22 protein-coding genes are annotated in these 22,385 nt (G+C 65.4%); 12 read left to right on the top strand and 10 right to left on the bottom strand.

Annotation, left to right across the window (positions count from 1 at the left end; genetic code table 11):
* Positions 1 to 19: 19 nt before the first annotated feature.
* The 6 genes from ABL840_RS19305 to ABL840_RS19280 form a co-directional block, all read right to left on the bottom strand.
* Complete coding sequence (locus tag ABL840_RS19305; protein ID WP_093307581.1) at positions 20 to 415, bottom strand: VOC family protein; 396 nt, start codon at positions 413 to 415, stop codon at positions 20 to 22.
* Positions 416 to 443: 28 nt separating this feature from the next.
* Complete coding sequence (locus ABL840_RS19300; protein ID WP_093307582.1) at positions 444 to 1,316, bottom strand: glucose 1-dehydrogenase; 873 nt, start codon at positions 1,314 to 1,316, stop codon at positions 444 to 446.
* Positions 1,317 to 1,357: 41 nt separating this feature from the next.
* Positions 1,358 to 1,993, bottom strand: coding sequence for an isochorismatase family cysteine hydrolase (locus ABL840_RS19295; protein ID WP_093206256.1), 636 nt, complete (start codon positions 1,991 to 1,993; stop codon positions 1,358 to 1,360).
* A gap of 19 nt (positions 1,994 to 2,012) precedes the next feature.
* Positions 2,013 to 2,273 (bottom strand): hypothetical protein, encoded by a 261-nt coding sequence (locus ABL840_RS19290; protein WP_093206257.1) that lies wholly within the window; start codon positions 2,271 to 2,273, stop codon positions 2,013 to 2,015.
* 137 nt (positions 2,274 to 2,410) lie between these two features.
* Complete coding sequence (locus ABL840_RS19285; RefSeq protein WP_418116340.1) at positions 2,411 to 2,917, bottom strand: DUF421 domain-containing protein; 507 nt, start codon at positions 2,915 to 2,917, stop codon at positions 2,411 to 2,413.
* Positions 2,914 to 3,456 carry a DUF421 domain-containing protein gene (locus ABL840_RS19280; RefSeq protein ID WP_093206258.1) on the bottom strand — a complete coding sequence of 181 codons (543 nt, stop codon included), beginning with the start codon at positions 3,454 to 3,456 and terminating at the stop codon, positions 2,914 to 2,916. Before ABL840_RS19280 ends, ABL840_RS19285 begins: the two co-directional genes overlap by 4 nt.
* 867 nt (positions 3,457 to 4,323) lie before the next feature.
* Here ABL840_RS19280 and ABL840_RS19275 point away from each other — a divergent pair.
* The 3 genes from ABL840_RS19275 to ABL840_RS19265 are packed head-to-tail and all read left to right on the top strand — an operon-like array spanning position 4,324 to position 5,581.
* Entirely contained in the window at positions 4,324 to 4,659 is a 336-nt protein-coding gene (locus ABL840_RS19275) for a hypothetical protein (protein ID WP_093206259.1), read from the top strand.
* 54 nt (positions 4,660 to 4,713) lie between these two features.
* Positions 4,714 to 5,151: an Hsp20/alpha crystallin family protein gene (locus tag ABL840_RS19270; protein WP_093206260.1), complete on the top strand. Its 438-nt coding sequence runs from the start codon at positions 4,714 to 4,716 to the stop codon at positions 5,149 to 5,151.
* 19 nt (positions 5,152 to 5,170) lie between these two features.
* Positions 5,171 to 5,581 carry an Hsp20/alpha crystallin family protein gene (locus ABL840_RS19265; protein ID WP_093206287.1) on the top strand — a complete coding sequence of 137 codons (411 nt, stop codon included), beginning with the start codon at positions 5,171 to 5,173 and terminating at the stop codon, positions 5,579 to 5,581.
* Positions 5,582 to 6,010: 429 nt separating this feature from the next.
* Here the strand turns inward: ABL840_RS19265 and ABL840_RS19260 are convergent, their stop codons facing one another.
* Positions 6,011 to 6,811 carry an IclR family transcriptional regulator gene (locus tag ABL840_RS19260; RefSeq protein ID WP_093206261.1) on the bottom strand — a complete coding sequence of 267 codons (801 nt, stop codon included), beginning with the start codon at positions 6,809 to 6,811 and terminating at the stop codon, positions 6,011 to 6,013.
* 236 nt (positions 6,812 to 7,047) lie between these two features.
* Between ABL840_RS19260 and ABL840_RS19255 the strand changes: the two genes are divergently transcribed.
* The 4 genes from ABL840_RS19255 (at position 7,048) to ABL840_RS19240 (ending at position 12,360) form a co-directional block, all read left to right on the top strand.
* Positions 7,048 to 8,019: a tripartite tricarboxylate transporter substrate binding protein gene (locus ABL840_RS19255; RefSeq protein WP_093307584.1), complete on the top strand. Its 972-nt coding sequence runs from the start codon at positions 7,048 to 7,050 to the stop codon at positions 8,017 to 8,019.
* Between the two features lie 33 nt (positions 8,020 to 8,052).
* Positions 8,053 to 8,844 (top strand): enoyl-CoA hydratase/isomerase family protein, encoded by a 792-nt coding sequence (locus ABL840_RS19250; protein WP_093307585.1) that lies wholly within the window; start codon positions 8,053 to 8,055, stop codon positions 8,842 to 8,844.
* A 4-nt stretch (positions 8,845 to 8,848) separates the two neighbouring features.
* Positions 8,849 to 10,948 carry an acetate--CoA ligase family protein gene (locus tag ABL840_RS19245; RefSeq protein WP_093307587.1) on the top strand — a complete coding sequence of 700 codons (2,100 nt, stop codon included), beginning with the start codon at positions 8,849 to 8,851 and terminating at the stop codon, positions 10,946 to 10,948.
* 74 nt (positions 10,949 to 11,022) lie between these two features.
* The gene (locus tag ABL840_RS19240; RefSeq protein ID WP_093307588.1) at positions 11,023 to 12,360 is read left to right on the top strand and encodes an MmgE/PrpD family protein; all 1,338 of its coding nucleotides are present in this window, start codon (positions 11,023 to 11,025) and stop codon (positions 12,358 to 12,360) included.
* Between the two features lie 498 nt (positions 12,361 to 12,858).
* Here ABL840_RS19240 and ABL840_RS19235 read toward each other — a convergent pair whose 3' ends face one another.
* Positions 12,859 to 14,868 carry a LamG-like jellyroll fold domain-containing protein gene (locus ABL840_RS19235; protein WP_418116339.1) on the bottom strand — a complete coding sequence of 670 codons (2,010 nt, stop codon included), beginning with the start codon at positions 14,866 to 14,868 and terminating at the stop codon, positions 12,859 to 12,861.
* Between the two features lie 7 nt (positions 14,869 to 14,875).
* On the opposite strand from ABL840_RS19235, the gene ABL840_RS19230 reads away from it, so the two are divergent.
* From ABL840_RS19230 to ABL840_RS19220, 3 genes are all read left to right on the top strand, one after another.
* Positions 14,876 to 15,112, top strand: a complete 237-nt coding sequence (locus tag ABL840_RS19230) for a hypothetical protein (protein ID WP_418116338.1) — start codon at positions 14,876 to 14,878, stop codon at positions 15,110 to 15,112.
* Between the two features lie 416 nt (positions 15,113 to 15,528).
* Complete coding sequence (locus ABL840_RS19225; RefSeq protein ID WP_093307592.1) at positions 15,529 to 17,526, top strand: phosphatase PAP2 family protein; 1,998 nt, start codon at positions 15,529 to 15,531, stop codon at positions 17,524 to 17,526.
* A gap of 259 nt (positions 17,527 to 17,785) precedes the next feature.
* Complete coding sequence (locus ABL840_RS19220) at positions 17,786 to 18,682, top strand: amino acid ABC transporter substrate-binding protein (protein ID WP_093307629.1); 897 nt, start codon at positions 17,786 to 17,788, stop codon at positions 18,680 to 18,682.
* A gap of 180 nt (positions 18,683 to 18,862) precedes the next feature.
* Here ABL840_RS19220 and ABL840_RS19215 read toward each other — a convergent pair whose 3' ends face one another.
* Entirely contained in the window at positions 18,863 to 19,516 is a 654-nt protein-coding gene (locus ABL840_RS19215) for a hydrolase (RefSeq protein ID WP_093206267.1), read from the bottom strand.
* Between the two features lie 153 nt (positions 19,517 to 19,669).
* Between ABL840_RS19215 and ABL840_RS19210 the strand changes: the two genes are divergently transcribed.
* Both ABL840_RS19210 and ABL840_RS19205 read left to right on the top strand, forming a co-directional pair.
* A complete protein-coding gene (locus ABL840_RS19210) occupies positions 19,670 to 20,566 on the top strand; it encodes a LysR family transcriptional regulator (protein WP_093307594.1) in 897 nt (298 codons plus the stop codon).
* 26 nt (positions 20,567 to 20,592) lie between these two features.
* Positions 20,593 to 21,132, top strand: coding sequence for a diguanylate cyclase domain-containing protein (locus ABL840_RS19205; protein ID WP_418116337.1), 540 nt, complete (start codon positions 20,593 to 20,595; stop codon positions 21,130 to 21,132).
* 541 nt (positions 21,133 to 21,673) lie between these two features.
* Here ABL840_RS19205 and ABL840_RS19200 read toward each other — a convergent pair.
* A complete protein-coding gene (locus tag ABL840_RS19200) occupies positions 21,674 to 22,003 on the bottom strand; it encodes a hypothetical protein (RefSeq protein ID WP_143043031.1) in 330 nt (109 codons plus the stop codon).
* Positions 22,004 to 22,385 lie beyond the last annotated feature (382 nt).

The following is a 22,385-nucleotide window of genomic DNA, read 5'->3' as shown; positions in this document are numbered from 1 at the left end:
CTGACGCAATGTCTTGACGCTAAGGTCGCGTGTGGACGAAGCAGAGCTTGTGGCCTTCCGGATCTCGGCAGTAGGCTGCGTAGAAGTCCGAGGCGTAACAGGGCCGCAAACCTGGTGGGCCTTCATCGCTGCCGCCCAGGGCCATGGCGGTGTTCCACGCGGCCTCGACTGTGGCGCGCCGATCAGCCAGAAAGCTTACCTGTGAGCCGTTGCCGACGGTGGCCTCCCGGCCGTCAAACGGGTGGTTGATCACGAACTGGGGCCAACGCTGTCCCGGCCGGCGCCAGTACACGCCTGCAGGTCCCACCTTTTCCAGCGCCGTGATTCGCTCCAGACCGAAGTGAACGAGCACACGGTCGTAGAAGTCGCACATGAGGACCAGGTTGCGAACGCCGAGTTGAATGTGTGCGTACATGGTTGGATGCCTGCCGAGGCTCCGTCACTCAGATGAAGGGAACGCCTCCGGTCACAGCCACGGTGGCTCCGGAGATGTAGCTCGCCTGATCGGAGGCGAGCAGCACGTACACCGCCTGCAGCTCCGCCGGCTGGCCGGGCCGCTTCATCGGCGTTTGCATGCCGAAGTTCTTCACCTTGTCGGGCGGCAGGGTCGAGGGGATCAGGGGCGTCCAGAATGGGCCCGGCGCCACGCAGTTCACGCGGATGCCTTTCTCAGCCAGCAGCTGCGCCATGCTGCCCGACATGTTCTGGATCGCGCCCTTGGTAGCGGCATAGGCCACGAGCGTGGCGTTGGGCTTGTCGGCATTGACCGACGCGGTGCTGATGATCGCGCTGCCCGGCTTCATGCATGCGGCGGCCGCCTTGCAGAGGAAGAAATTAGCGTACACGTTGGTGCGGAAGGTGCGGTCGAACTCTTCCGCCGTGATCTCTGCCAGTTCCTTGTGCGCCATCTGGAAGGCCGCGTTGTTCACCAGGATGTCGAGCTTGCCGAAGCGCTCCATCGCGGAGGCCACCAGTTGCCTGCAGTGCGATTCCTCACGGATGTCGCCGGCCACGGCGACGCAGGTGCGACCTTCTTTCTCGATGAGTTGCGCGGTGCGCTGTGCGTCGGATTCCTCCTCGCCAAGGTACGAGATCAGCACATCCGCGCCCTCGCGCGCGAAGGCCAGTGCCACGGCGCGGCCGATGCCGCTGTCTCCGCCGGTGATGAGCGCGGCCTTTCCGATGAGCTTGCCGCTGCCGACGTATGAGGATTCGCCGAAGTCCGGCGGTGGCTCCATTCGTGATTCGAGACCCGGCGGGTTTTGCCCGGGCGTGTTGAAGGGGGGGCGCGGGGTGGCCGTAGTGGGATGTGTCATGGGTTTCTCCAAACAAGGGAACAAGCAGGAACAGGGATGGATCAGGACCTGTGCGCCCCCGCGGCGGGCAGGCGGATGCGCGAGCCTGAAGTGGTCGCGATGCCGAAGACCGTCGCGCACTGCTCGAGCAGCATCGCGTGGCGCCGTGCCGTCTGCGTGGCGGTGCAGTCCTTCGGAAGCACCACCTCGAAGTCGCGCATGCGGGCATCGGTGGCCGTGCTCAGCACGCACTGGTCGCTCGCCACGCCGGTCACGATGAGCCGGCGTGCCTGCAGCACGCCCAGCAGTTGCTCGAGCGGGGTGGCGACGAAGGCCGACTGCTGAGGTTTGAGCACGAAGTAGTCGTCATGGTCCGGCGCGAGGCTGGCCGTGACTTCCGGACCCTGACCGCCCCCGGTCATGGACAGGTCGACCAGCGCGCTGAAGTCGGAACGCCAGCGCCCGCGGTTGTCGTTGGCGTAGATCACCGGCACACCCCTTGCCTTGCACCGCCGCTTCAGCGCGGCGATGGGCGAGGCGACCTCCACTGCCGCGGGCAGCAGCTTGTCGGCGTCGGGAAAGTCCCAGCAGCTGATCATGTCGATGATGAGCAGGGCGGTTTCGCCATTGGCCGCCTCGACGGCCAGCGCGCCGCGCGGTGACGACGAACTGACGGAGAGGCGACGGGGCACAGCCATGCCGAAAAAAAGGGATCGTTCAGCCCTGGCCGGGTTCGCGATGGGTCTGGGGCGTGAGGTCCTCGGTCAAGCCGAAGGGCGCGGAGTCGTCGTGCTTCGTGGCCGCCACGTCCTTTTTCTTGTCCTGCATGCGTTCGCGTGGCGCGGGGCCTGCGACGTCTTCGCCGGCATTGGTCTTGCGCGCGGTGAAGGACTCGGCGCCGCCGATGTTGTCCACACCGCCGCTGGTGGTGGGTCGGCTGCCGTCTCCAGTGCTGGCGATGCGGGTGTTGCTGCTCATTGCGTTCTCCTTGCCTTGGGATGAGAGGGAAGTCGGCAAGGCCTAGAGTGCTCTCGGTGGTTGCCTCCGCGAGTGAAGCAATCGCCGTTGCTGCGGGTCGGCGCTTTCTTACGCGGGAACGGAGAAAGGAGGCTCAGTCAGGGCCGCCGCTTGACGATGCTCAGCTTGCCGTCGCGCTCGAGTACTGCGCGCTCCACCTCGTCCAGCGGCACGCCGCCGGCCTGCTGGCGCAAGGCCTCGTCGAGGTCCTTGGGGGACACCAGCGCGTGGCGCATGGCGTTCTTGTCCATCCGGCCGTCGCGCACCAGCGTGATCTCGTGGCCGTTGACCAGGTCTTCGAAGCCTTGCCAACGCATGCTGGCCAGGGCTACCAGCCGGTGCGTGACGACAAGCGCCGCACCGGCGGCCATGGTGCTCCAGAAGGGCGATGCACCGACTACCGCGCGGCTCAGCACCGCGCCAAGGAGTACCGTGATGCAGGTGTCGAACGGACTCTGCTGCCCGAAGGAGCGACGCCCCGATGCGCGAATCATCACCAGCGCGAGGAAGAAGACCGCCAGCGCCCGTGCGGCCATCTGCCAGGGAGCGAGTTCCGACCCCTCGCCGAAGAGCCAGTCGATGAACTGCATCGGCGTTGTCATCATTGGGCTGGCGGCTTGGAGGCCTTGGGTGGCTGATGGCGGTCGGAGGCTTGCTCCTTCTTCTCTTTCTTAAACACGCTGAGCGTCCCGTCGCTCTCCAGCCGCGCGATGCGCACCTCCGAGAAGTCTGCGATGCCTTGCTCGCGCAGCTTGCCGCGCAGTTCGTCCGTCTTGATCATCTCGCGCCTCAGCGCACGGCGGTTCAGCCTGCCATTGCGGATGAGCACCTCGGGGCGAGGCTCCAGGAAGCGGGCGACGCAGTCGAAACGAAAGCTCAGCCAGTCGAGCGCGAAGTTCCACGCGACCAGGGTTGCGAGCAGCACGAGGCCGTCGTCGACGGACTTGTATTCGCCCTGCATCGCATTGCTCGATGCATCGGCGACCAGCACCACGAAGAGCAGGTCGGCCACGCCCATGGAGCCGATGTCGCGCCGCAGCACGAAGCGGAACACGAGGAGCAGAAACCAGTACACGACCGTGCCGCGCACCACCATGTGCCACACGGGGAATTCACGGGCGAAAAGATTCGCGACTTCGCTCATGGCTGCTCGTTGACTTGGGAATCGATGCTCAACCTAGAGCCAACCGCATCGGCGCTATGTCAGCAAGGACTTCAGAGGCCTGTAGGCGCCAGAGATGCAAGCGACCGACTAACAGGGCCTTGTGCATGCATCTTCGAGCAGCGTCAGGACATGCGCCGGCCGAAAAAACACCACCGCGCCTGGCTCTGCCTACGCGACACGACAAGGATATCCAGCAAGGCCAGTCCGGGCTGCCGCTTTAAGGTTGAAAGCTGTTGTCCGGGATCGGGTCTATTCTTCGCGAATGAGCACCGAGTTGAAGGCTATCAATTTGCCCGAAGGATGGACTTGTTTTATGGAGGTGAAACCGACGGCCGAAGGAACGTTCTCTGGCAGGGTCCAAATACACCAAGGGCACCATACCCGGTGTGTACTGATCCTGACCCAGTGCCCGACAAGGGAAGCTTTGGTTGACCTCTTTCAGCATCGGGTGGAAGGGTACATTGCCAGCTTGAATGGCCCGCGAGGCAACGATGTTTCGCAGCCATGAATGAGCTGCCTCAAAGGGGTTGCCGTGCTGCGAGTCTGCGCAGTCGCGCAAGCAACGTGAGAAGCTCGGGTCGGAGCTGGCGCGTTGAACAAGTGACGAACGACCCCTGCGCTCAGCATGCGCGAGTCGCTCTCACGGAGCCTTCGTCATGAAAAAACCGCCCGAAGTCGGCCTTTTTCTCCCACGCCGTAGCCAACCTAACGGCGCCGCCAGGGAGAAAGGGTGATCAGCACTATCAGTGCTTCAACCCGATAGAAAAATTTCCATCTTGAAATCGGCGAAGCATCGCCTATCTTCTCCTCCGTCGGAAACTGGTCGACCGAAAAGGAGGTACTGCAATGACCATGAACTTGCTCAAGCAAATCGCCGGCTCTCGCCTACCTGTCACGTTCTATCGCAGCGGGGACATTGATCAGGTCCGGATACTTCGGGCCGCCGGGCTTGTCGTAGCCCTGGTGCCATCGCCCTCGGATCCGCTGTCCATGTCCGGTTCCGCCTCGGCCGCGCAAGTGCTGGCCATCACCCAGAAGGGGCGTGAGGAACTGGCGAAATTCAACTATCCGGAATCGCGACCTCCGCGCTGGCGATACCGCTCGCCGCGCTTCACGGCACGGGCTCGCTCCTACGCGAGCGGGCCTCCACAGTCGAGCAGTTCGCAACATCTGCCCCATTAAGGACCTCGGTCCGTTTTCAGGTCGTATTCGTTCCAGATATTTGGAGGCTTAGCCATGTACCGATCTTTCTTCCCGCGCGACATGCTCGCGGAAATGGATCGCCTGCAGCGGGACATGCAGCAGGCGTTCGACCTGGCCCCCACCATCCGGGGCTTCGGCAGCAACGGTTTCCCGGCACTGAATGTCGGCGCGACTGCTCAGGCTGTGGAAATCTATGCCTTTGCGCCTGGCGTCGACCCGGCCACCCTGGAGGTCCACCTCGAGCGCGGTCTGCTGACGATCGCCGGCGAGCGCAAGAGCGTGCTGCCCGGGGCGGACGCGAAGGCAGCCGTGCACATCAACGAGCGCTTCGAGGGAGCGTTCCGCCGCATGCTCACGCTGCCCGACGACGCAGACCCCGAAGCGGTCGACGCCAAGCTGCGCGACGGCGTACTGCACATCACCGTTCGCCGCCGCGCGTCGGCGCAGCCGCGACGCATCACCGTCCAGTGAAATCAAGGAGATGAACACCATGAACAACGACATCCAGACTCGTTCTTCCGGTGCTCCGGCCAGCACCGATCCCCGGCAGAAGGCGTCGCGCTACGGCAACGCCGCACTCACGCCTCCCGTCGACGTGGTCGAGGACGCGGGCGGTATCACCCTCTATGCCGACCTTCCGGGCGTCTCGCGCGAGAACCTGAGCCTGCATGTGGAAGCGGAGACCCTGACCATCGAAGCGGAGTCGAGCCTGACCGTGCCCGATGGCCTGAAGACCAGCCACACCGAGGTCGGGCTCGGGCGTTTCCAGCGCGTCTTCACGCTCAGCAAGGAACTGGACACCGAGAAGGTGGCCGCTGAACTGGTGCAAGGTGTGCTCAAGCTGCGGATACCCAAGGCCGAGCACGCGAAGCCGAGGCGGATCAACGTCGAAGTGGCCTGAGCGGCATCAGCGCCGAGGCGCATAGATGCGCTTCGGCGCTGGTTAGCACCGGATGCCTCAGACCTCGTCCCGACGGCCGTGTCTGCACCTGGCCGGGGCGAATCCCGACGTAGCTTGTCACCACGACGAAAGCGAAACGCTCAACGACATTTCGCCCCGGGGGAAGTCTCGCGCGCTCAAAAGACGGCAATGTCGACCTTTGCTGCGCGAGTTGATGGGCGTTCCGGGCCAACGAAAAGACCGTCCCCGATGCGCAACGCGGACGTGACCGGGTCATGCTCTGGCCTGTCTACCTCGGGATCGAACATCTTCGGCGTCTGTTTCACGTCGAAGGTAGGCCGGACGCGCGGATTGATTTGTCAGTAGGCGGTCAGCCGCCACGAACATCCCGACGCGCGTGGTTGAGGAATCGGCAGGCCATCGGATGACTCAACCGGACCTCGGCTCCTGCAGAAGCAGTTCATGACGGACGGCTTGCGCCAAGCCGAGAAGCGCCGGTCCCAGGTCCTGCGCGATCGCAGCAATCGACTCCCGGGTCGAAAGGCTGACGTTCAGTACGTAGATGGTGCCTTCCACCTGCAGCGGCGTGGCCAGCGCGACGACCTCGGGTTGCCAGGCCGCGGCGCAAAAGCCTTTGGTGCGCACATCGGCGCACGCTTGCCCGATCTCGGTCTCGATTTGCTTCCAGCGCACGCGGCGTTGTGAAAGAAGCCGCATGAGCTGGGCCCTGTGCTGCGGCGCGAGCACAGCCAGGTATGCGCGTCCGAGCGAAGTCAGTTCCATCGGCACGCGTTGGCCGGAGACCACGTGGCGCAGCGCCGCACGCTTGGCATAGCGAATGGATTCCAGGTAAACCATTTCCTCCCTGTCGGGCGCGGCCAGTCCTACGTTGATATGGCGATGCCTGGCCAACTCCAGCATGAGCGGGGCCGCTGCCTGCAAGACGCGCGACGCGGTCCGCATCGCATGAGAAAGGCTCAGGACCGCTGGCGCCAACCGGTAGGCCCGTTCGGCTTTGTCGAGTTGCAGCATGCCGCTGCCCACCAGCGTTTGCGTGAGCCTGCTCACCGTGGCCTTGGACAGGCCGGTGCGCTCGGCCAGTTCGCCATTGCCCAGCAACTCGGAGCCGGGACGGAATGCGCGAAGGATCTCTATTCCCCGTTCCAGCGAGCGGTTCGTGGGTGATCGACCGGGCTTTTGGTCGAGGAAATGGCGAGCTTGGTCAGTCATGTCGTGAGATGCAGCGGCTTTGCGAGGCCGGCTCATGCCCCGCTCTCCTTGATCACATGGTTCCGAGCCGAGCGAGCTCTTTCCGGCGTGGGCCATCTTAGGATAATTCCAACCAGTGGAATTGGGCTGCCCTGAATGAATCACTTCCTCCTAAAGTTCATGAACCCACCCGCGGCGTAGCCAAGAACGCTCGCGACCACAAGGGATTCATTGCTTGGCTCTGGAGACATCAGATCATGGTTGCCTATGGCTTGCGCCGACTGCGCGCGCTTTTCTTTCTTTTCCTCGGCCTCGCCGCGTTCGGCGTGGCATTCGCCTATCCGGACAAGCCCATCCGCATGGTCGTGCCCTTCGCGCCGGGCGGAGGAACCGACCTGATCGCCCGGACGCTGGGTGCGGAGATGTCCAAGGATCTCGGCCAGCCCGTGATCGTCGACAACAAGCCGGGCGCCGGAACGCTGATCGGTACGGACAACGTGGCCAAGAGTGCGCCTGACGGCTACAGCGTCGTGGTCGCCTCGTTCGCCCATGCCGTCAACCCGGCGCTGCAGCCCAGGCTTCCCTATGGCAGCAACAATGCCTTCGCGCCCGTCCTCCTCATCGGTCGCGGACCCAACGTGCTGGTGGTGCGCCCCGACAGCCCCTACAAGTCCGTGGCCGACCTGCTCGCCGCCGCGAAGGCCAATCCCGGCAAGCTGACCTTCGCATCGCAGGGCGCTGGCACCTCCGCCCACCTGGCCGGCGAGATGTTCGCCAACCTCGCGAAGGTCAAGCTCTCGCACATTCCCTACCGGGGCGCGGGTCCCGCACTGACCGATCTGCTGGGCGGGCAGGTCGACATGATGTTCGCCACCGCGGCGGCGGTGTCCACCTTCGTCGACACCGGCAAGCTGCGCGCGCTGGGCGTGACCACGGCCGAGCCGTCGCCGGCATTCAAGGGCGTTCCGGCCATCGCCGCCAGCGTGCCTGGCTACCTGGTGGAGAGCTGGTACGGCCTGTACGTGCCGGCCGGTACGCCGCCCGCGGTCATCGAGCGCCTCAACGCAGCCGGCCGCAAGGCCGCCCGCGCACCCGACTTCGTGCGGAAGATCGAGCACGAAGGTCTTGCGATCAATGCCGGAGCGCCGGCGGAACTCGACAGCTACGTGCGAACCGAGGAAGAGCGGTGGGCGCGCGTCATCAAGGAAAACGGCATCAAGCCCGATTGAACGGCTGACTCGGCCAGCCCAGGAAAACAGCAAATGACCTACACCCTCATCGACTTCCAGGTGACGGACGCCATCGCGACCGTGACATTCAACCGCCCGGACAAGCGCAACGCCATGAGCGACGACATGCGCACCGAATTCATCGACGTGCTGGAGCGCGTGACCGCCGACAAGGCCATCCGGGCGATGGTGCTGACCGGCGCGGGCAAGGGCTTCTGCGCCGGCGGCGACATCAGCGGGATGCAGAAGCGCATGAACGCGCCGGCGGGCGAGGTTGGTTTCAACGGCTGGCATCGCCAGCAGCGCGTGCACCATGTGCAGGCACTGCTCCACACCATGCCCAAGCCGGTGATCGCGGCAGTCAACGGCGCTGCTTCCGGGCTTGGGGCGGACACCGCGATGGCCTGCGACTTCGTCATTGCCAGCGAGTGGGCCAGCTTCGCCTGGAGCTATGTGCTGCGCGGCATCATTCCCGATGGCGGCGGCATGTACTTCCTGCCGCGCCGCGTGGGCCTGCCCAAGGCGAAGGAACTGATTTTCACCGGCCGGCAGGTGAAGGTGGACGAAGCCCTCGCGCTGGGCATCGTCGATCGCAAGACCAGCGGCGAGACCCTGCTGGCCGACGCGCAGGCATGGGCGCGCGAACTGTCGTCCGCGTCCTCCACCGCGCTGGCGCTGACGAAGACCATCCTGAACCAGAGCTTCGAGCTCTCCTCGCACGACGTGTTCGCGCAGGGCAGCCAGGCGCAGGGCATCTGCTACACCAGCAGCGAGCACCGCGCGTCGGTCGAGGCCTTCCTGGCCAGGACGGCTTCGAAGGAGTGAGGCCATGAACGAAGCCATCGCCAAACTGCTTTCCCCGCGCAGCGTCGCCGTCATCGGCGCCTCGGCCGATCCCAAGAAGACCACGGGCCGGCCCGTGGCCTACCTGCAGAAGCACGGCTTCGCGGGGCGGATCATGCCGGTGAACCCCAAGGTCGAGCGCATCGGCGAGCTGCCGTGCTATCCCGACATCGCGTCGCTGCCGGAAGTGCCGGACGTCGCCGTCGTGCTGCTCGGCGCCGAGCGCGCGCACCTGGCGGTGAAGGAGTTATCGCAGCGCGGCTGCGCCGCGGCCATCGTGCTGGCCAGCGGCTACACCGAGACCGGCGAGGAGGGCGCGCGGCGCCAGCAGCAGCTGGTCGAGGCGGCGGGGCCGATGCGCATCCTGGGGCCCAATACCATCGGGCTCGTCAACCTCACGGACAACATCGTCCTGTCGCCGTCCGGTGCGCTGGAGATGGACGAGTTCCAGGCCGGCGGCATCGGCGTGGTTTCGCAAAGCGGAGGCATCCTGGGCTCGCTGCTGTCGCGTGCCGCGGCGCGCGGCATCGGCCTGTCGAAGCTGATCTCCACGAGCAACGAAGTCGACCTCGAACTGGCCGATTTCATCGACCACCTGGCCGAGGATCCGGCCACGAAGGTGATCGCGCTCTATGTCGAAACCGTGCGCGACCCCGGCAGGTTCCGCGCCGCATGCCTGAAGGCCGCGCGACTCGGCAAGCCGGTGGTGGCCTTCAAGATCGGTCGCTCGGAAGCGGGCGCCAAGGCCGCCGTGTCGCACACCGGCGCGATGGCGGGCGCCGACAGCATGTACGACGCGCTGTTCAGGCAGGTCGGCGTGATCAGGGCGCAGAGCTTTTCCGACCTGCTGGATATTCCGGCTGCGCTGTGCACGGGCCGCAAGCTGCGCGGCAGGCGCGTCGCCATCCTTACTTCCACCGGCGGCGCCGGCACGCTGGTGTCGGACGACCTGGGCGTGGCGGGTTTCGACACGCCCGCGCCCGACGTTGCCACCGCCGATACGCTGCGCGCGCTGCAGACCGGCAGCGAGGCCGTGCTGGACCGCAACCCCATCGACGTGACGCTCGCCGGCCTGCGACCCGACCTGCTGCGCGGCGCCATCGATGCGCTGCTGTCGAGCCCGAGCTACGACGCGCTGGTGATCATCGTCGGCTCCTCCAGCCTGGCCATGCCCGAACTGCTGGCCGGCGCCATCCAGGAGTGCCTGCCGAACTCCGACAAGCCGGTGATGGCCTACGTGAGCCCGCATGCGCCCGAAGTGGGCGCACTGCTCACGCGGCGCGGCGTGCCGGCATTCACCGCCGCCGAGAGCTGCACCGCCGCTCTGGCGGGCATGCTGCGCGTGCAGCGCTTCGTGGCGTCCATGGAAGACGTCGCGGCCCTGCCGCCGGTGGAGGCCGGTGAGCTGCTCTTGGGTTCGCTCGACGAGGCGCAGGCCAAGCAATTGTTCTCGCGCTTCGGCGTACCGTGCGCCGCGGAACGCGTGATCGCTTCGCCCGCCGAGGCGCAAGCCGCCGCGCGCGAGCTGGGCGGGCGCGTCGTGCTCAAGATCCTGTCGTCGGAGATCACGCACAAGAGCGACGTGGGCGGCGTCGCGGTCGGGCTGACCGGCGACACCATCGGCGAGCGCATCGGCCGCATGGCGGCCGAGGTGAAGGCCCGCACCGGCGTGCATCCGCAGCGCTTCCTCGTGCAGGAAATGGTGTCGGGCGGCACGGAGCTGATCCTGGGCATGCACCGCGATGCGCTGGGCACCGCCATTCTGTTGGGCATGGGCGGCGTGACGGCGGAGCTTTTCAAGGACACCACCATGCGGCTGCTGCCGCAGGACGCGCAGGGGCTGAAGCCGCTGGGCCGCGCCGAGGCGCTGTCGATGGCGCACGACCTCAAGACCTGGCCGCTGCTGGATGGCTTTCGGGGCAGGCCGAAGGCCGACGTCGAGGCGTTGGTCGATGCGATCGTCGCCTTCTCGGGGATGGCGGCGCAGCTTGGCGAGCGCCTGGTCGAGGCCGAGATCAATCCCGTCTTCGTGCTGCCGCAGGGGCAGGGCGTGCGCGCCGCCGACGGCGTGGTCGTGCTGGCCTGAGCGGCAGGCCGGCAGCGTGCGCCGCTACTTTCCCCTCTTCCTTTTCTCTTCTTCTCGAACCGATCGGACATCCCGTGTACGTCACCGAAGTATTCGCCCGCTACGCCACCGAATTCCGCCAGGCCCGGCTGGACGACGAGGTGCTGCATCACGCCAAGCGCGCGGTGATCGACTGGCATGCCGCGCTGTTCCCCGGCCTGGAAGTGGCGCCCATGCCGCAGCTTCGCGCGCTGCTTGCCGACGACATCGGCCGTGGGCGCGCCCGCCTGCCCGACGGCCGCCTCGCGACACCTCGCGCGGCCGCCCTGCTCAACGGCACCGCCGCCCACGCAGCCGAGGTGGACGACAGTTTCCGCGATGCCATGTACCACCCCGGCGCGGCCACGGTGGCGGCCGCGCTGGCCATCGCGCAGGATCGAGGCGCCAGCGGCCTTGAATTCCTGCGGGGCGTGGTGCTCGGCTACGAGGTCTCGACCCGCATTGGCGTGGCGATGGGGCGGGCGCACTATCGCCATTGGCACAACACCGGCACCGTGGGCACCTTGGGCGCGGCCGCTTCGGCTGCCGGCCTGCTGGGGCTGCACGGCGCGTCCTTCGCCCATGCGCTGGCCACGGCCGCCACCTTCGCGGCGGGGCTGCAGCAGGCTTTCCGCATGGATTCGATGTCCAAGCCTCTGCATGCGGGGCGCGCTGCCGAAGGTGGTGTGCTCGCCGCGCAACTGGCCGCGCAAGGCGTGACGGGCTCGCTCGATGTGCTCGAGGGCGAGGCGGGCTTCGGCCGCGCCATGAGCGACGCTCCGGACTGGTCGAAGGCGGGCGACACGCTGGGGCGCGACTTCCACATCACGCGGCTGACCTTCAAGAACCACATCGGCTGCGGCCATACCTTCGCCGCCATCGACGCCGCGCTCGAACTGGTGCGCCGGCATGGCCTGCGGCCCTCGGACATCCAGCGCGTTCACGTGGCCACCTATGGTCCCGCGCTGGACATCGCCTGCTACGAGGACCCGCGCACGGAGAACGAAGCACGCTTCAGCATGCGTTTCGTGGTGGCCACGGCGCTGGTGCATGGCAGCGTGCGGCTCTCGGCGTACACGCCCGAGCGGCTGGTGGATGCAGATACGCGCGCCATGATGGCGCGCGTCGCGACCGCGGTCGATCCCGAACTCGATGCTGCCTTCCCCGGGCGCCGTTCGGCGCGCGTGGAGATCGAGACGGTCGACGGCCAGCGCCACGTCTGGCTGCAGCCTGACCGCAAGGGCGACCCCGAGCTGCCGCTGTCGGACGCGGAGCTCGAGGACAAGCTCCTGGAGCTGGCGGCGCCGGTGATCGGCATCGAGCGCGCGCGCACGCTGCTGCGCAACATCTGGTCGCTGGACCGGGCGGGTGAACTGCAGGGACTGGGTGGATGAACGCGTGCAAGCCGGCTTCGCTGCCGCGCATCGGCAAACGGCGATGAATAGGCGAAAAACATGGCTGCCATAGGCGCCATGTGCTTACCCTTGGTCCGGGTCCCGGAAAGACTTCGGGCATGGAGACACAAACACCACTGCACAGGCTGCGACGCGGGCCCGCGTGGCCCCGAAAGCTGATCACCTACCCTTCGGCGCGCGACGGTACCGAAGTCCACATCGAGTACGCCGACGAAGGCCGCGGGCCAGCGACCGGCATCCTTCCTGTTGATTTCCATCTCGAAGTGCCCCAGCTTTCCGTGAGGCGTTGATCCGCATGCAGAGCTCAGCCTGCCTGATGAACAATGATCAGGAAGGACATGTCAATGGAGCAACGCTCGATGGAAGTGTGGGTCGATCGCGCGCGGGAATCCACAGCTGGCCTGCAAGGCGTCGGTCACACCGCTGCCGTCGTTGTCCGCCACCGGCAGGCTGGCCCGAGGGGAGCAGACAGTCAGATCAGGAGGCCCGCGCCGTCAGCCACTTGTCGGCAGTCAGGGGCACGCCGACGATGCGCATCTCGCCGATGCTTCCCAGGAAGCCCGTCGACATGTTGCCGGCCCACTGCCCGCAGCCGATCGCGAGCTGCTGCGTGGGGGCCACGAACTGGATGCCCTGCATGTTGGTGTTGTTGCGCAGGACGGGCGCACCCTCCACGTACATGGTGGTCGCATATGAAGCTGCGGGGTCGTTGACGATGGCGACGTGCAGCCATTGGCCGGCCGACACGCCGCCCGACCAGCAGGTCAGGTTGGTCGCCTGGTTCACCGGAGCGACCTCCCACTGGAATTCCATCAGGTTCGAGAAGGCGAACATCAGCGCGCAGTCGCCATCGTCCGAGGCGAAGCCAGGCAGGTTCGACCGCGCCCCCAGGCGGTACAGGATGCCCATCCAGCCGTTCTTCGTCGCATCGAAGCCCGGGTCGATGTACACGAACGCCTCGATGGTGTAGCCCTTGGGGAAGGTCTCCACGTTCAGTGCCGAGGCCTGGTCGGTGGTGAAGTAGGTGAACCTGGTTTTCGTGGCGTTCAGGAAGCGCAGGCTGCCGGGCGCGGCCGACAGCGGGTGATGGCTTTTCGACCAGACCAGGTCGCCTGATTGTCCTGCCCACGTGTTCACCGAGACGGGGTTCTTGCCTCCGGCGGAGACGTCCTGGATCAGCTGTCCGGGCTGATAGGGGAAGAGATCGCCCTCCGCGGCCGTCGCGTTGAAGAAGCGCCAATGGGCGAGCGTGTTGTCGACCTTCGGATAGTCGTCGGGGCCCGACGGCAGCGCGGCCGCCTTCTGCGGAGGCTGGCTGTAGTTCGTCAGGATGAGCTTCTTGGCCGCATCGGTCAGGCTGCCGTCCATCGACCCCGCGGGCACGGAGAAGCCGGGATTGAAGGCAGAAAACCGCTGTGCGAAGTCCATGTCCAGCGTGAACGACTGGTTCGAATCGGACAGCCACGCGGCGTCGAACTCGTTGAGCGTCGCGGCCGGCTTCAGCGGCACCCAAGGCGAGAACGAGCTGGCGACGATCTTCTTGTTGGTCAGGTCGAACTCGAACATGCGCATCAGGCCGTTGCCGCCCATGTAGGCCATCTGGTAGTCCACCACCATCAGGTGGACATCGTTGCCGCGGGAGTTCTTCTTCGTGCCGATGCACGAGCCGTGGTAGTGGCCGCTGACGGCCATGAAGATCTGGTCGTTGTCCTTGATCAGCTTGTCCCACATGTAGTTCGAGTAGGCCGTGTCCGCCGCGGTCCTGCCGTCGCTGCCGATGCCGACCAGCTGGTGATTGACCAGGATGACGGGGATCGTCTTGTTGGCCTGGATGACCTGGTTGGCCCAGGCGATCGCGTCGTCCGACGCCCGCCACGACATCGAGAGCACCAGAAACTTGTTCCCCTCGGCTTCGAAGACGTGGTATTCGTGAAAGCCGGATGCGTGCCGTCCCCCGAAGGTGGCCTGCCGCTTCGCGCGGTCCGCGGGAAACACCTGCAGGTAGGGCTCGAACAGGCCCACGCGGTGGCTGCCGCCGTCCTGGTAGCCGTCGTTGTTGGCGAAGCCCGTGACGCCGACGCCCCAGTCGGGTCCCCACTGCATGTCCGAGCCGATGGCGCCCACGTCATGGTTGCCGGCGCAGATGGAGTAGGGGCACTTGGCGGCCTCGAGCACCTGCATCGCCTGGCTTGCAAGCTCCCATTCCTTCGTGACCTGCCCGTTGCCGATCTGGCCGTTGCCCACGAGGTCGGTCGTGGCGCTCCAGGGCGTCGAGCCCTCGGCCTTGTAGTACCAGGACTGGTCGACGATATCGCCCAGATGGATCGTGAACGGCATTTTCAGCTGGCTGGCGTTCTGGGCGATCCATTGCGTCTGGGTCTTGAAGGGGTTGTCGTATTTGGGATCAATTCCCGCATAAAGCTTCTGGTAGAGCTCGCCCATCTTTTCCGACGCATAGCGGGGATAGAACTGGGTATCCGGAAGCACGGAAATCGTGAAGCTGGATATTTTCTGGGGCGTGGCACCCGGTGAAGCAGGCGGGGCGCTGGCAGGCGAGTTCGTGGGCGATGTGCCGCCGGTCCCTGTCGCCGGAAATGGAAATACGCCGGCGCCATTGCTGCCGCCGCCACCGCAGCCCGGCAGCGCGGCAGCCGCCACGCCCGTGACAGAGCCAGCCAGCATCAGCTTCAGCAATTCGCGGCGCCTGTTTTCGGGGACGCGTGCCAATTGATGGAGATCTATGTTCTTGCTATCGAGGGATATGTGTTTTGTCATGGCATCTGAATTCGGAATGCATCAAATTCTTTTTCCGGTGCTTGGTGAATCCGGAAGGCGCAAACTTTATGGATTGAATATGATGCTTTCGTGAATTTATTGCCGCATAAATTCGCGTATTCAAAGGCCATTGCCTCAATATTCCGGGTAATCGGCAAATTGATTTTTGGCAATTAAGGAATTGATCTGACGCGTGGCTGACCGGATGGCTCGGATCGGTCAATTCAGCCGCTTTCGGGGCACCGGCGCCACACGATGGGGCGCCGTGCGTCGGCGTTCATGGGAATGACTTCTTGCGTCCCTAGATTGCCGGGGCCGCGGGCATCGCCCGCTCTGCGCAGAGCCTTCACTTCTCCCTCCATTCATTTCTCCATGGCCCATCTCCTGCCCTCCGCCCGTCCCTTTGCCATCACCCTCGTCGCAGCCCTGTGCCTCTCGGCCTGCGGTGGTGGAGGCGGCAGCGGCGTCTCGTTCCCGATCGCCGCAACGCCACCGGCTGCGACCAATCCGCCCGCCGTCGTCGTGGCAGGTCCGCCGAAGGACCTGGGCTTCACCGACACGGCGCCCGTTCCCGATGCCGTCGCCGTGCCGCCCTTCGTCGACAACGTCGCGACCAACCAGCGCGGCGATGCGCGCTACGCGACCAAGGAAACCAATGCCGGCGTGCGCGTGGTCGCCGGCTTCCTCGACTTCTGGCAGCCCAGCACGCTGCTGGTCGACGCAGGCGTGTCGGCCCCCGCGCAGGGAAGCTTTCCGGCGGTCGTCGCCTCCACATGGAGCGGCGTCCCGGGCGACGCCACCGATGGAAAGATGCTCAACACCGATGTGCTGAACCGCAACATCCAGTACGTCGTCGACGCCACCAACGCACGCACCAGTGCGCAGGAACTGGCCGCCTATCTCGACGACCGCCGCGGCAAGGGCTACAGCATCAGCGACGGCATGGGCCCGCTCACGAGCGCCTGGCGCACGGCCACGCAGCAGGTCACCACCATCACCGGCATCGCAGCGGACGCCACCACGGTGCTCTACAACGACGGCGGCAACGACGTGGGCGTGGCCGGCGCCGCGAACCCGGGCTTCGGCACGGTGGTCGACCTGCTCAAGAACATCGGCGAGAACGGCTCCACCGAGCCCGCCAAGCGCTTCTACAAGTACGCACGGCCCTGGCGCTGGAGCAGCAGCGTGAAGGTGGTGCCCGCGCTGGAGCCTGCCAAGAGCGGCACTCCGGCCACGGACGGCGGCTTCGTCAGCGGCCACACGGCCGAGGCCGTGCGCGACGCCATCGCCTCCGCCTACGTCGTGCCGCAGCGCTTCCAGGAAATGGTGGCGCGCGGCCTCGAGCTCGGCGAGAACCGCATCCTCGCGGGCATGCATTCGCCGCTCGATGTGGTCGGCGGACGCCTGCACGGACAGGCCGTGGCGACCGCGAGCCTTTCCACCGGCGCCAACGCCGCGCGCAAGGCCGCGGCCTATGCCCAGGCGCAGAGCGTGCTGACGGCCGCGGTGGGCGCGGGCGATGCCGCCGCCTTCAACGCCTTTGCCCATTCGCAAGGCACCGCCACCGACCGCTTTGCGGACCATGCCGCGAGCAAGGCCGACTACCTGCGCCGGCTGACCTTCGGCTTCAAGCCGGTGGGCGACACCACCAAGCCCGCCGTGGTGCCCAAGGGAGCCGAGGTGCTGCTCGAAACGCGCCTGCCTTACCTCGACGCGACGCAGCGCCGCGTGGTGCTCAAGACCACGGCCGTGGCCTCGGGCTATCCGGTGATGGACGATCCCGAAGGCTGGGGCCGGCTGAACCTGTTCGACGCAGCCGATGGCTACGGCGTCTTCAACGGCGATGTGGTCGTGACCATGGACGCCGGCCTCGGCGGCTTCAACGCGCTGGACAGCTGGCGCAACAACATCTCCGGCGCCGGCAAGCTCACGAAGAAGGGCAGCGGCACGCTCGCGCTCGGCGGCAGCAACAGCTACACGGGCGGCACGCAGCTCGTGGCGGGCACGCTGCAGGCGGATGCCGCTGGGGCCTTCGGCCAGGGCAACGTCTATGTCGGTGGCGGCACGCTGGTCTGCAACGCGCCCTCGACGATCACCATGGCGGGCGCCTACACGCAACTGGCGGGCACGACGCTGCAACTGAATCTGGGCGGCAACGGCGCCGGCAGGCTGAACGTGGCCGGGGTGGCCGCCCTGGATGGCACGCTGAACCTGAGCTTCAAGCCCGGCTTCGCGCCCGGCGCAGGCGACACGCTCACGGTCATCAGCAGCGGCGCCCTGACCGGCCGCTTCTCGGCCATCAATGCGCCGGGCTTCAAGGTCACGCCGACTTACACGGGGACTCAGCTCATCGTGCGCTTCGACGCATGAAGGCAAGCGTCTCGCAGGCCCGTCCTGACGGTCTGCGAGACGCTCGCGCTACCGTCGATTGCTTTGAAAAATGAGTACCTGCATTCCATTCTTCAGGGCTAGTAGAAAGCACGCAGTCCGCAAATAATCGCCGCGCACTTCTCGATGACGCATGCAGGCGGAACTCGACACGCACTCGCGGCCGAGCGTCCTCCCGCTGGACGGGCCGAGCCCATAGATACCCGTTGAGGTTCTCGCAGTCCCTATGTACTTTTCCCCCATGCATGTGGTGCGTGCCACGATGATTCCGCTCGTTGTCGCGCTGGCAGCGTCGCCGGCACAGGCTGCTGGCGACACGATGAGCAAGATTCGTGAAACGCGCACGATCGTGCTCGGTGTGCGCGAGGCCGTGCCACCCTTTTCGTTCGTCAATGCACAAAAGCAGCCTGCTGGCTATTCGATCGACTTGTGCCTGAATGCCGTCGAAGAGATCAAGCGCGAACTCAAGCTGCCCGACATCAAGATCCAGTACAAGCTCGTGACCGGGCCGGAACGCATCCCGAAGCTGCTCGCCGGCGACATCGACCTGGAGTGCGGCTCGACGACCAACACCGTGGCTCGCCAGGAGAAGGTCGACTTCAGCTACACCTTCTTCGTGGCCGGGATGCGTGTGCTCACGGGCAAGGACCTGCATGTGGCGGCCGTGAAGGACCTCAATGGCCTCTCGGTGGCGCTGAGCAAGGGCTCGACATCCGAAAAGCTCTTCAAGCAACTCGCCGGTACAGATCTGCGCGAGGCGAAGCTCATCACCTACGAGAACAACGGCGAAGCCTACAAGGCGCTCAAAGAAGGCAAGGTGCGCGCCTTTGCGCAGGATGATTCGCTGTTGCAAGGCCTGGCCTCGAATGACAGGACGCTCGACAAGCTGAACTTGAGCAGCCTCGCCCTGTCGGTCGAACCCTATGCGGTGATGGTGCGCCATGGCGACACCGCGCTCTTGGCGGCCGTCGATCGCAGCCTCGCGCAGTTGTATGCGAGCGGCCAGATCAACGCGCTTTACGACAAGTGGTTCAAGACCGATACGCTCACGATCAAGATGGGGCGCCTGACGCGCGACAGTTTTGTCCGGCCGAACAAGCAGGCCGGCATCGCGATGGTCCTCGGCTATTCGATCTGAGGCACCGTCTGGTGTGCGCACCAGCAGTTCGTCCGCTCAGCAGTGGATGTGGCCGCGCACAGCGACGAAGTCGCCTTCAGTTCAGGCCGGGTTCGGCGCAGACGGGTTCGCGGTAGAGGGCCTGCGACCGCTCGGCGACCGGCGCCTGCAATGCATCCCGGCCCTTCGTTCCCGCTCGGATCATCCTGCGTTGCCTGGCGCCGGCGTGTTGAGCAACTGCTGTTCCCACAGGTACGCGATACCGCTGCCGCCAACGTGCTGCTTGAGCACTTCGGTCAGCTCTGCGACATGTTCCGTCCTGGCCCAGTCACGCTGCCACTCCGAGACCACCGCCAACCACGTCATCATGTTCGCGCCCGCGCGGATCATGCGCTGGATCGCGACCTCGTGGGCCTCCACCGAAGTGCCGCCCGACGCATCCGTGACCACCGTCACATCCCAGCCCTCGCCCAGCGCCTGGATCGCCGGCATCGCGACACAGACCTCGGTCCACAGGCCGGCGATGATCAGTTGCTTGCGCCCCGTTGCCTTGACCGCATCGACAACCTTCCGATCCTCCCAGGTGTTGATGAAGGTCCGGTCGATCACTTCCTGATCGGGGAACACGTCCGTGACGTGCGGGAAGATCAGACCACCTCGAGCCGCGATCACGCTGGTCAGGATGGTGGGGACGCCGAAGGCCTTGGCGGACTTGGCCAAGGCGGTCGTGTTGTTCACCACCGCCTGCGGGTCGTGGCTGTTCAGATTGGCGAGCTGGTAGGGCTGGTGGTCGATGAGAACGAGTACCGAGTCTTCGGGACGAAGAAGCGAAGCAAGGCCGTTGCGAAAAGTCATGGATGGATCCTTTGTGCCGGTGTGAGCGGAATTGCTCTTCGGGAAACATGCGCCGGCGGCGACGTGGCCCGAGCTCAGGATTGTGTTGTTCCCCTTTTTGACGCGGTAGTACCATCCCGCGGCGAGCTGTGTCGCAGAAAGAGGAACACCGAGTTGGACATCGAAGAGCTGCGGACGTTCGTGGAAGTCGCCGATGCCGGCGGGGTTTCGGCCGCCGCGCTCCGGCTCGGCGTGTCCAAGTCCATCGTCAGCCGTCGCCTCTTTCGGCTTGAAGCGGAACTCGGTGTCCAGTTGCTTGCGCGATCCACCCGCGGCGCTGCGCTCACTGAAGCCGGGACCACGTTCCGGGACCACGCAGCCAGGGTCTGCGCCGAGATCGACGCGGCCCGGGAAACGATCCTGCCCGCCGGTGAACTTCGTGGCCGCCTGCGTGTTGCCGTGCCGTTTTCTCTGGGCCCGACTCACTTCGCTCCCATCCTTGCGGAAATGGCACGACGCCACCCTCGGCTTCATATCCAGACCTGCTACAGCGATCGCTTCGTTGACCTCATCGCGGAGGGTTACGACTGTGCGATACGGGTTGGCTATCTTCCGGACTCCAACTTGATTGCAAGACGCATCGGCCCGATCCACGGGAAGCTCGTCGCGAGTCCGGACTATGTCAAGGCGCATGGATCGCCCGAGACACCGGAGGAACTCGTCGCCCATCAGGCTCTCATGCAGGGAACCGAGGCCTGGCAACTCATGGACGGCGACAAGGTCATCACGGTCCGTCCGCAGGGGCGCTTCAAAGCCGACAACGGCACTGCTTTGGTTGCCGCAGCCACAGCAGGACTCGGGATTGCCTACCTGCCCGATTGGCTCACCCATGAACATGTGGCTTCCGGGGCACTCGTGCCGGTCATGACACGTCATCCACCACCTCCGGCCGGTGCCTATGTCATCCGCCCGCCAGGTCCGCATCCCGCGCGAAAGGTGCGGGTCCTCACCGAGCTCCTGATCGAGTATTGCGACCGGTCTGCGCACCCGGCAAGCGCTGAATCTGCCTGAGGGGTGCGTCGACACTGACCGTGGTGGTGTGCCGGGGTGAAACTGGCGGCACCCCCTCCAGCGAGTCATGGCAGGTCAACGGATCGCCCGGCGCGCTGATGGCGCTGATGTACCTGGACATCGACGGGTTCAAGCGGATCAACGACCAGTTCGGGCACCAGGCGGGAGACGAACTGCTGCGGGGCTTTGCGGGCAGGCTGTCGCAGGCGCTGCGCGCCGGCGATGTGCGCGCACGCCTGGGCGGGGACGAGTTCACGGTGATCATGGAAGGCCTGCCCGACCCGAATGGCGCGGTGTCCGCAGCCCAGAAGCTGATAGGGGCCATGCAGGCACCGTTCGCCGTCGAGCAGCGCACGATCGCCATCAGCACGAGCATCGGCCTGGCGTTCTACCGGGGCGGCGCCACGACGGCGGCCGCGCTCGTCAAGCAGGCCGACGAGATGCTCTACCAGGCCAAGGGAGCGGGGCGCACCAACGTGCAGGTGGCGCCTGGGCTGATCGGAGAAGCACCGCCACGCTCAGATCCTGGCCCATCGCCCATGGGCGCGCTGCACGGTCCTTCTTGAGAGGCCCCAGGGAAGGGGATGTTGCTGCTCCCCGAATGGCGCGGCTGTTGATTTCCATGGAATCCTGAGCCCGGCGGGGATGCCAGTTGGCGAACCTGGCTGGCCGGGTGCGGCCCAGCGAAATGTGGGGCCGCTTCTCGTTGTAGTCGCGCCGCCGCCGGGTGACCTTTCGCTGGCCTGCGCAAGCGATTCGAGTCACTGCTTGTTAGACCCTCGTCGCGGACCTTGCCGTTGAACTTCTCGATGTCGGTGTTCTGGGCGCAGACGGCCCGCGTCGTTGAACAGATGCCGAACGCTGCGTGCAACAGCCCAAGCCATGAAGGCCCCGCTCGAGAACTCCGCCCCTGGTCGGTCAACCAGCCACAGCAGCGCCTGGAGCCCTGATCTGGCCCTGCAAAACGCATCCTCTGAGCAGGTGGTCCGTGTCGGACTGCAGCCCATCAGAGGCACCCAAGCTTCTCGAATTCGCGACCGTGAGGCAGAGGCAACGGCGCGTGAAATTAAATAAATTGATTTCTTTCGGGCATGCATCGTGAGTGGCTTAACGGGATTTTTGATTCTTGGTTTGTGGTTTTTTATTCATATCAAAATTGACATTCACCAATTCATTTTTCGATGTAATCGCTGCGCTGCCCCTTGGTTGCGAGAGCTTTACCGGAAGTCGTTGCGTAAGAGCAACGGCTTCCGGGGAGATATTGATCGAAAAAGCCCTTGAATATGGCGCGCCATGCCTTGCAAGGCGGATCCATTTGGTGCTGGCTGCCGCCGAGGTAATTTGAGAAGGTAGGCACCCGCAGAAACATCCAGGTGATCGCGAAATGCCGTTGCAGGAACTGCGTTCAGCCACTTCAAGCTCTTGCCGGGCGGTCACGACTTCGCGCCGGGCGCCCTCCATCCTGGCGATCGCTGGAGGAAACACATCCCGTGCGGGCTGGGGCGCTTCGCGGGTGACCCCACTCCATCGAGGCAACCGGCCTGCCGCAGAGTGTCAGCGGGCGTCAGGGCCTGCAGGCCCATGTGGCAGGTGGTTCGCTGACGCGACTTCGCGCCGAGGAGGGTGTCCCAGCAACGCAGGCGCCTCTTCCAGACCGCCAGCGCGGGCGTTTCTCCGTCCGCCGTCACCTCCCGGCCGCAACTTTCCTGCAATCGCGGCAATACACCACGAAAAGCGGCAGCTATTCATCGGGTCTTCGATAAAAGAACAAAAAAATGACAAGGAAGTCACATCTTGAAGAGCCAAAAATGAGGTAAGA

The organism is Variovorax sp. NFACC27 (assembly GCF_048301545.1).
In the GTDB taxonomy this organism is placed as follows: Bacteria; Pseudomonadota; Gammaproteobacteria; order Burkholderiales; family Burkholderiaceae_C; genus Variovorax; species Variovorax gossypii.
Note: the sequence above shows the minus strand (reverse complement) of the source record. Positions and strands in the feature narration are given on the sequence as shown.

What these genes read in the sequence shown, in the direction of transcription:
- ABL840_RS19305 (WP_093307581.1), bottom strand. Translation starts at nt 415, where the DNA reads ATGTACGCACACATTCAACTCGGCGTTCGCAACCTGGTCCTCATGTGC.
- ABL840_RS19300 (WP_093307582.1), bottom strand. Translation starts at nt 1,316, where the DNA reads ATGACACATCCCACTACGGCCACCCCGCGCCCCCCCTTCAACACGCCC.
- ABL840_RS19295 (WP_093206256.1), bottom strand. Translation starts at nt 1,993, where the DNA reads ATGGCTGTGCCCCGTCGCCTCTCCGTCAGTTCGTCGTCACCGCGCGGC.
- ABL840_RS19290 (WP_093206257.1), bottom strand. Translation starts at nt 2,273, where the DNA reads ATGAGCAGCAACACCCGCATCGCCAGCACTGGAGACGGCAGCCGACCC.
- ABL840_RS19285 (WP_418116340.1), bottom strand. Translation starts at nt 2,917, where the DNA reads ATGATGACAACGCCGATGCAGTTCATCGACTGGCTCTTCGGCGAGGGG.
- ABL840_RS19280 (WP_093206258.1), bottom strand. Translation starts at nt 3,456, where the DNA reads ATGAGCGAAGTCGCGAATCTTTTCGCCCGTGAATTCCCCGTGTGGCAC.
- ABL840_RS19275 (WP_093206259.1), top strand. Translation starts at nt 4,324, where the DNA reads ATGACCATGAACTTGCTCAAGCAAATCGCCGGCTCTCGCCTACCTGTC.
- ABL840_RS19270 (WP_093206260.1), top strand. Translation starts at nt 4,714, where the DNA reads ATGTACCGATCTTTCTTCCCGCGCGACATGCTCGCGGAAATGGATCGC.
- ABL840_RS19265 (WP_093206287.1), top strand. Translation starts at nt 5,171, where the DNA reads ATGAACAACGACATCCAGACTCGTTCTTCCGGTGCTCCGGCCAGCACC.
- ABL840_RS19260 (WP_093206261.1), bottom strand. Translation starts at nt 6,811, where the DNA reads ATGACTGACCAAGCTCGCCATTTCCTCGACCAAAAGCCCGGTCGATCA.
- ABL840_RS19255 (WP_093307584.1), top strand. Translation starts at nt 7,048, where the DNA reads ATGGTTGCCTATGGCTTGCGCCGACTGCGCGCGCTTTTCTTTCTTTTC.
- ABL840_RS19250 (WP_093307585.1), top strand. Translation starts at nt 8,053, where the DNA reads ATGACCTACACCCTCATCGACTTCCAGGTGACGGACGCCATCGCGACC.
- ABL840_RS19245 (WP_093307587.1), top strand. Translation starts at nt 8,849, where the DNA reads ATGAACGAAGCCATCGCCAAACTGCTTTCCCCGCGCAGCGTCGCCGTC.
- ABL840_RS19225 (WP_093307592.1), top strand. Translation starts at nt 15,529, where the DNA reads ATGGCCCATCTCCTGCCCTCCGCCCGTCCCTTTGCCATCACCCTCGTC.
- ABL840_RS19220 (WP_093307629.1), top strand. Translation starts at nt 17,786, where the DNA reads ATGCATGTGGTGCGTGCCACGATGATTCCGCTCGTTGTCGCGCTGGCA.
- ABL840_RS19215 (WP_093206267.1), bottom strand. Translation starts at nt 19,516, where the DNA reads ATGACTTTTCGCAACGGCCTTGCTTCGCTTCTTCGTCCCGAAGACTCG.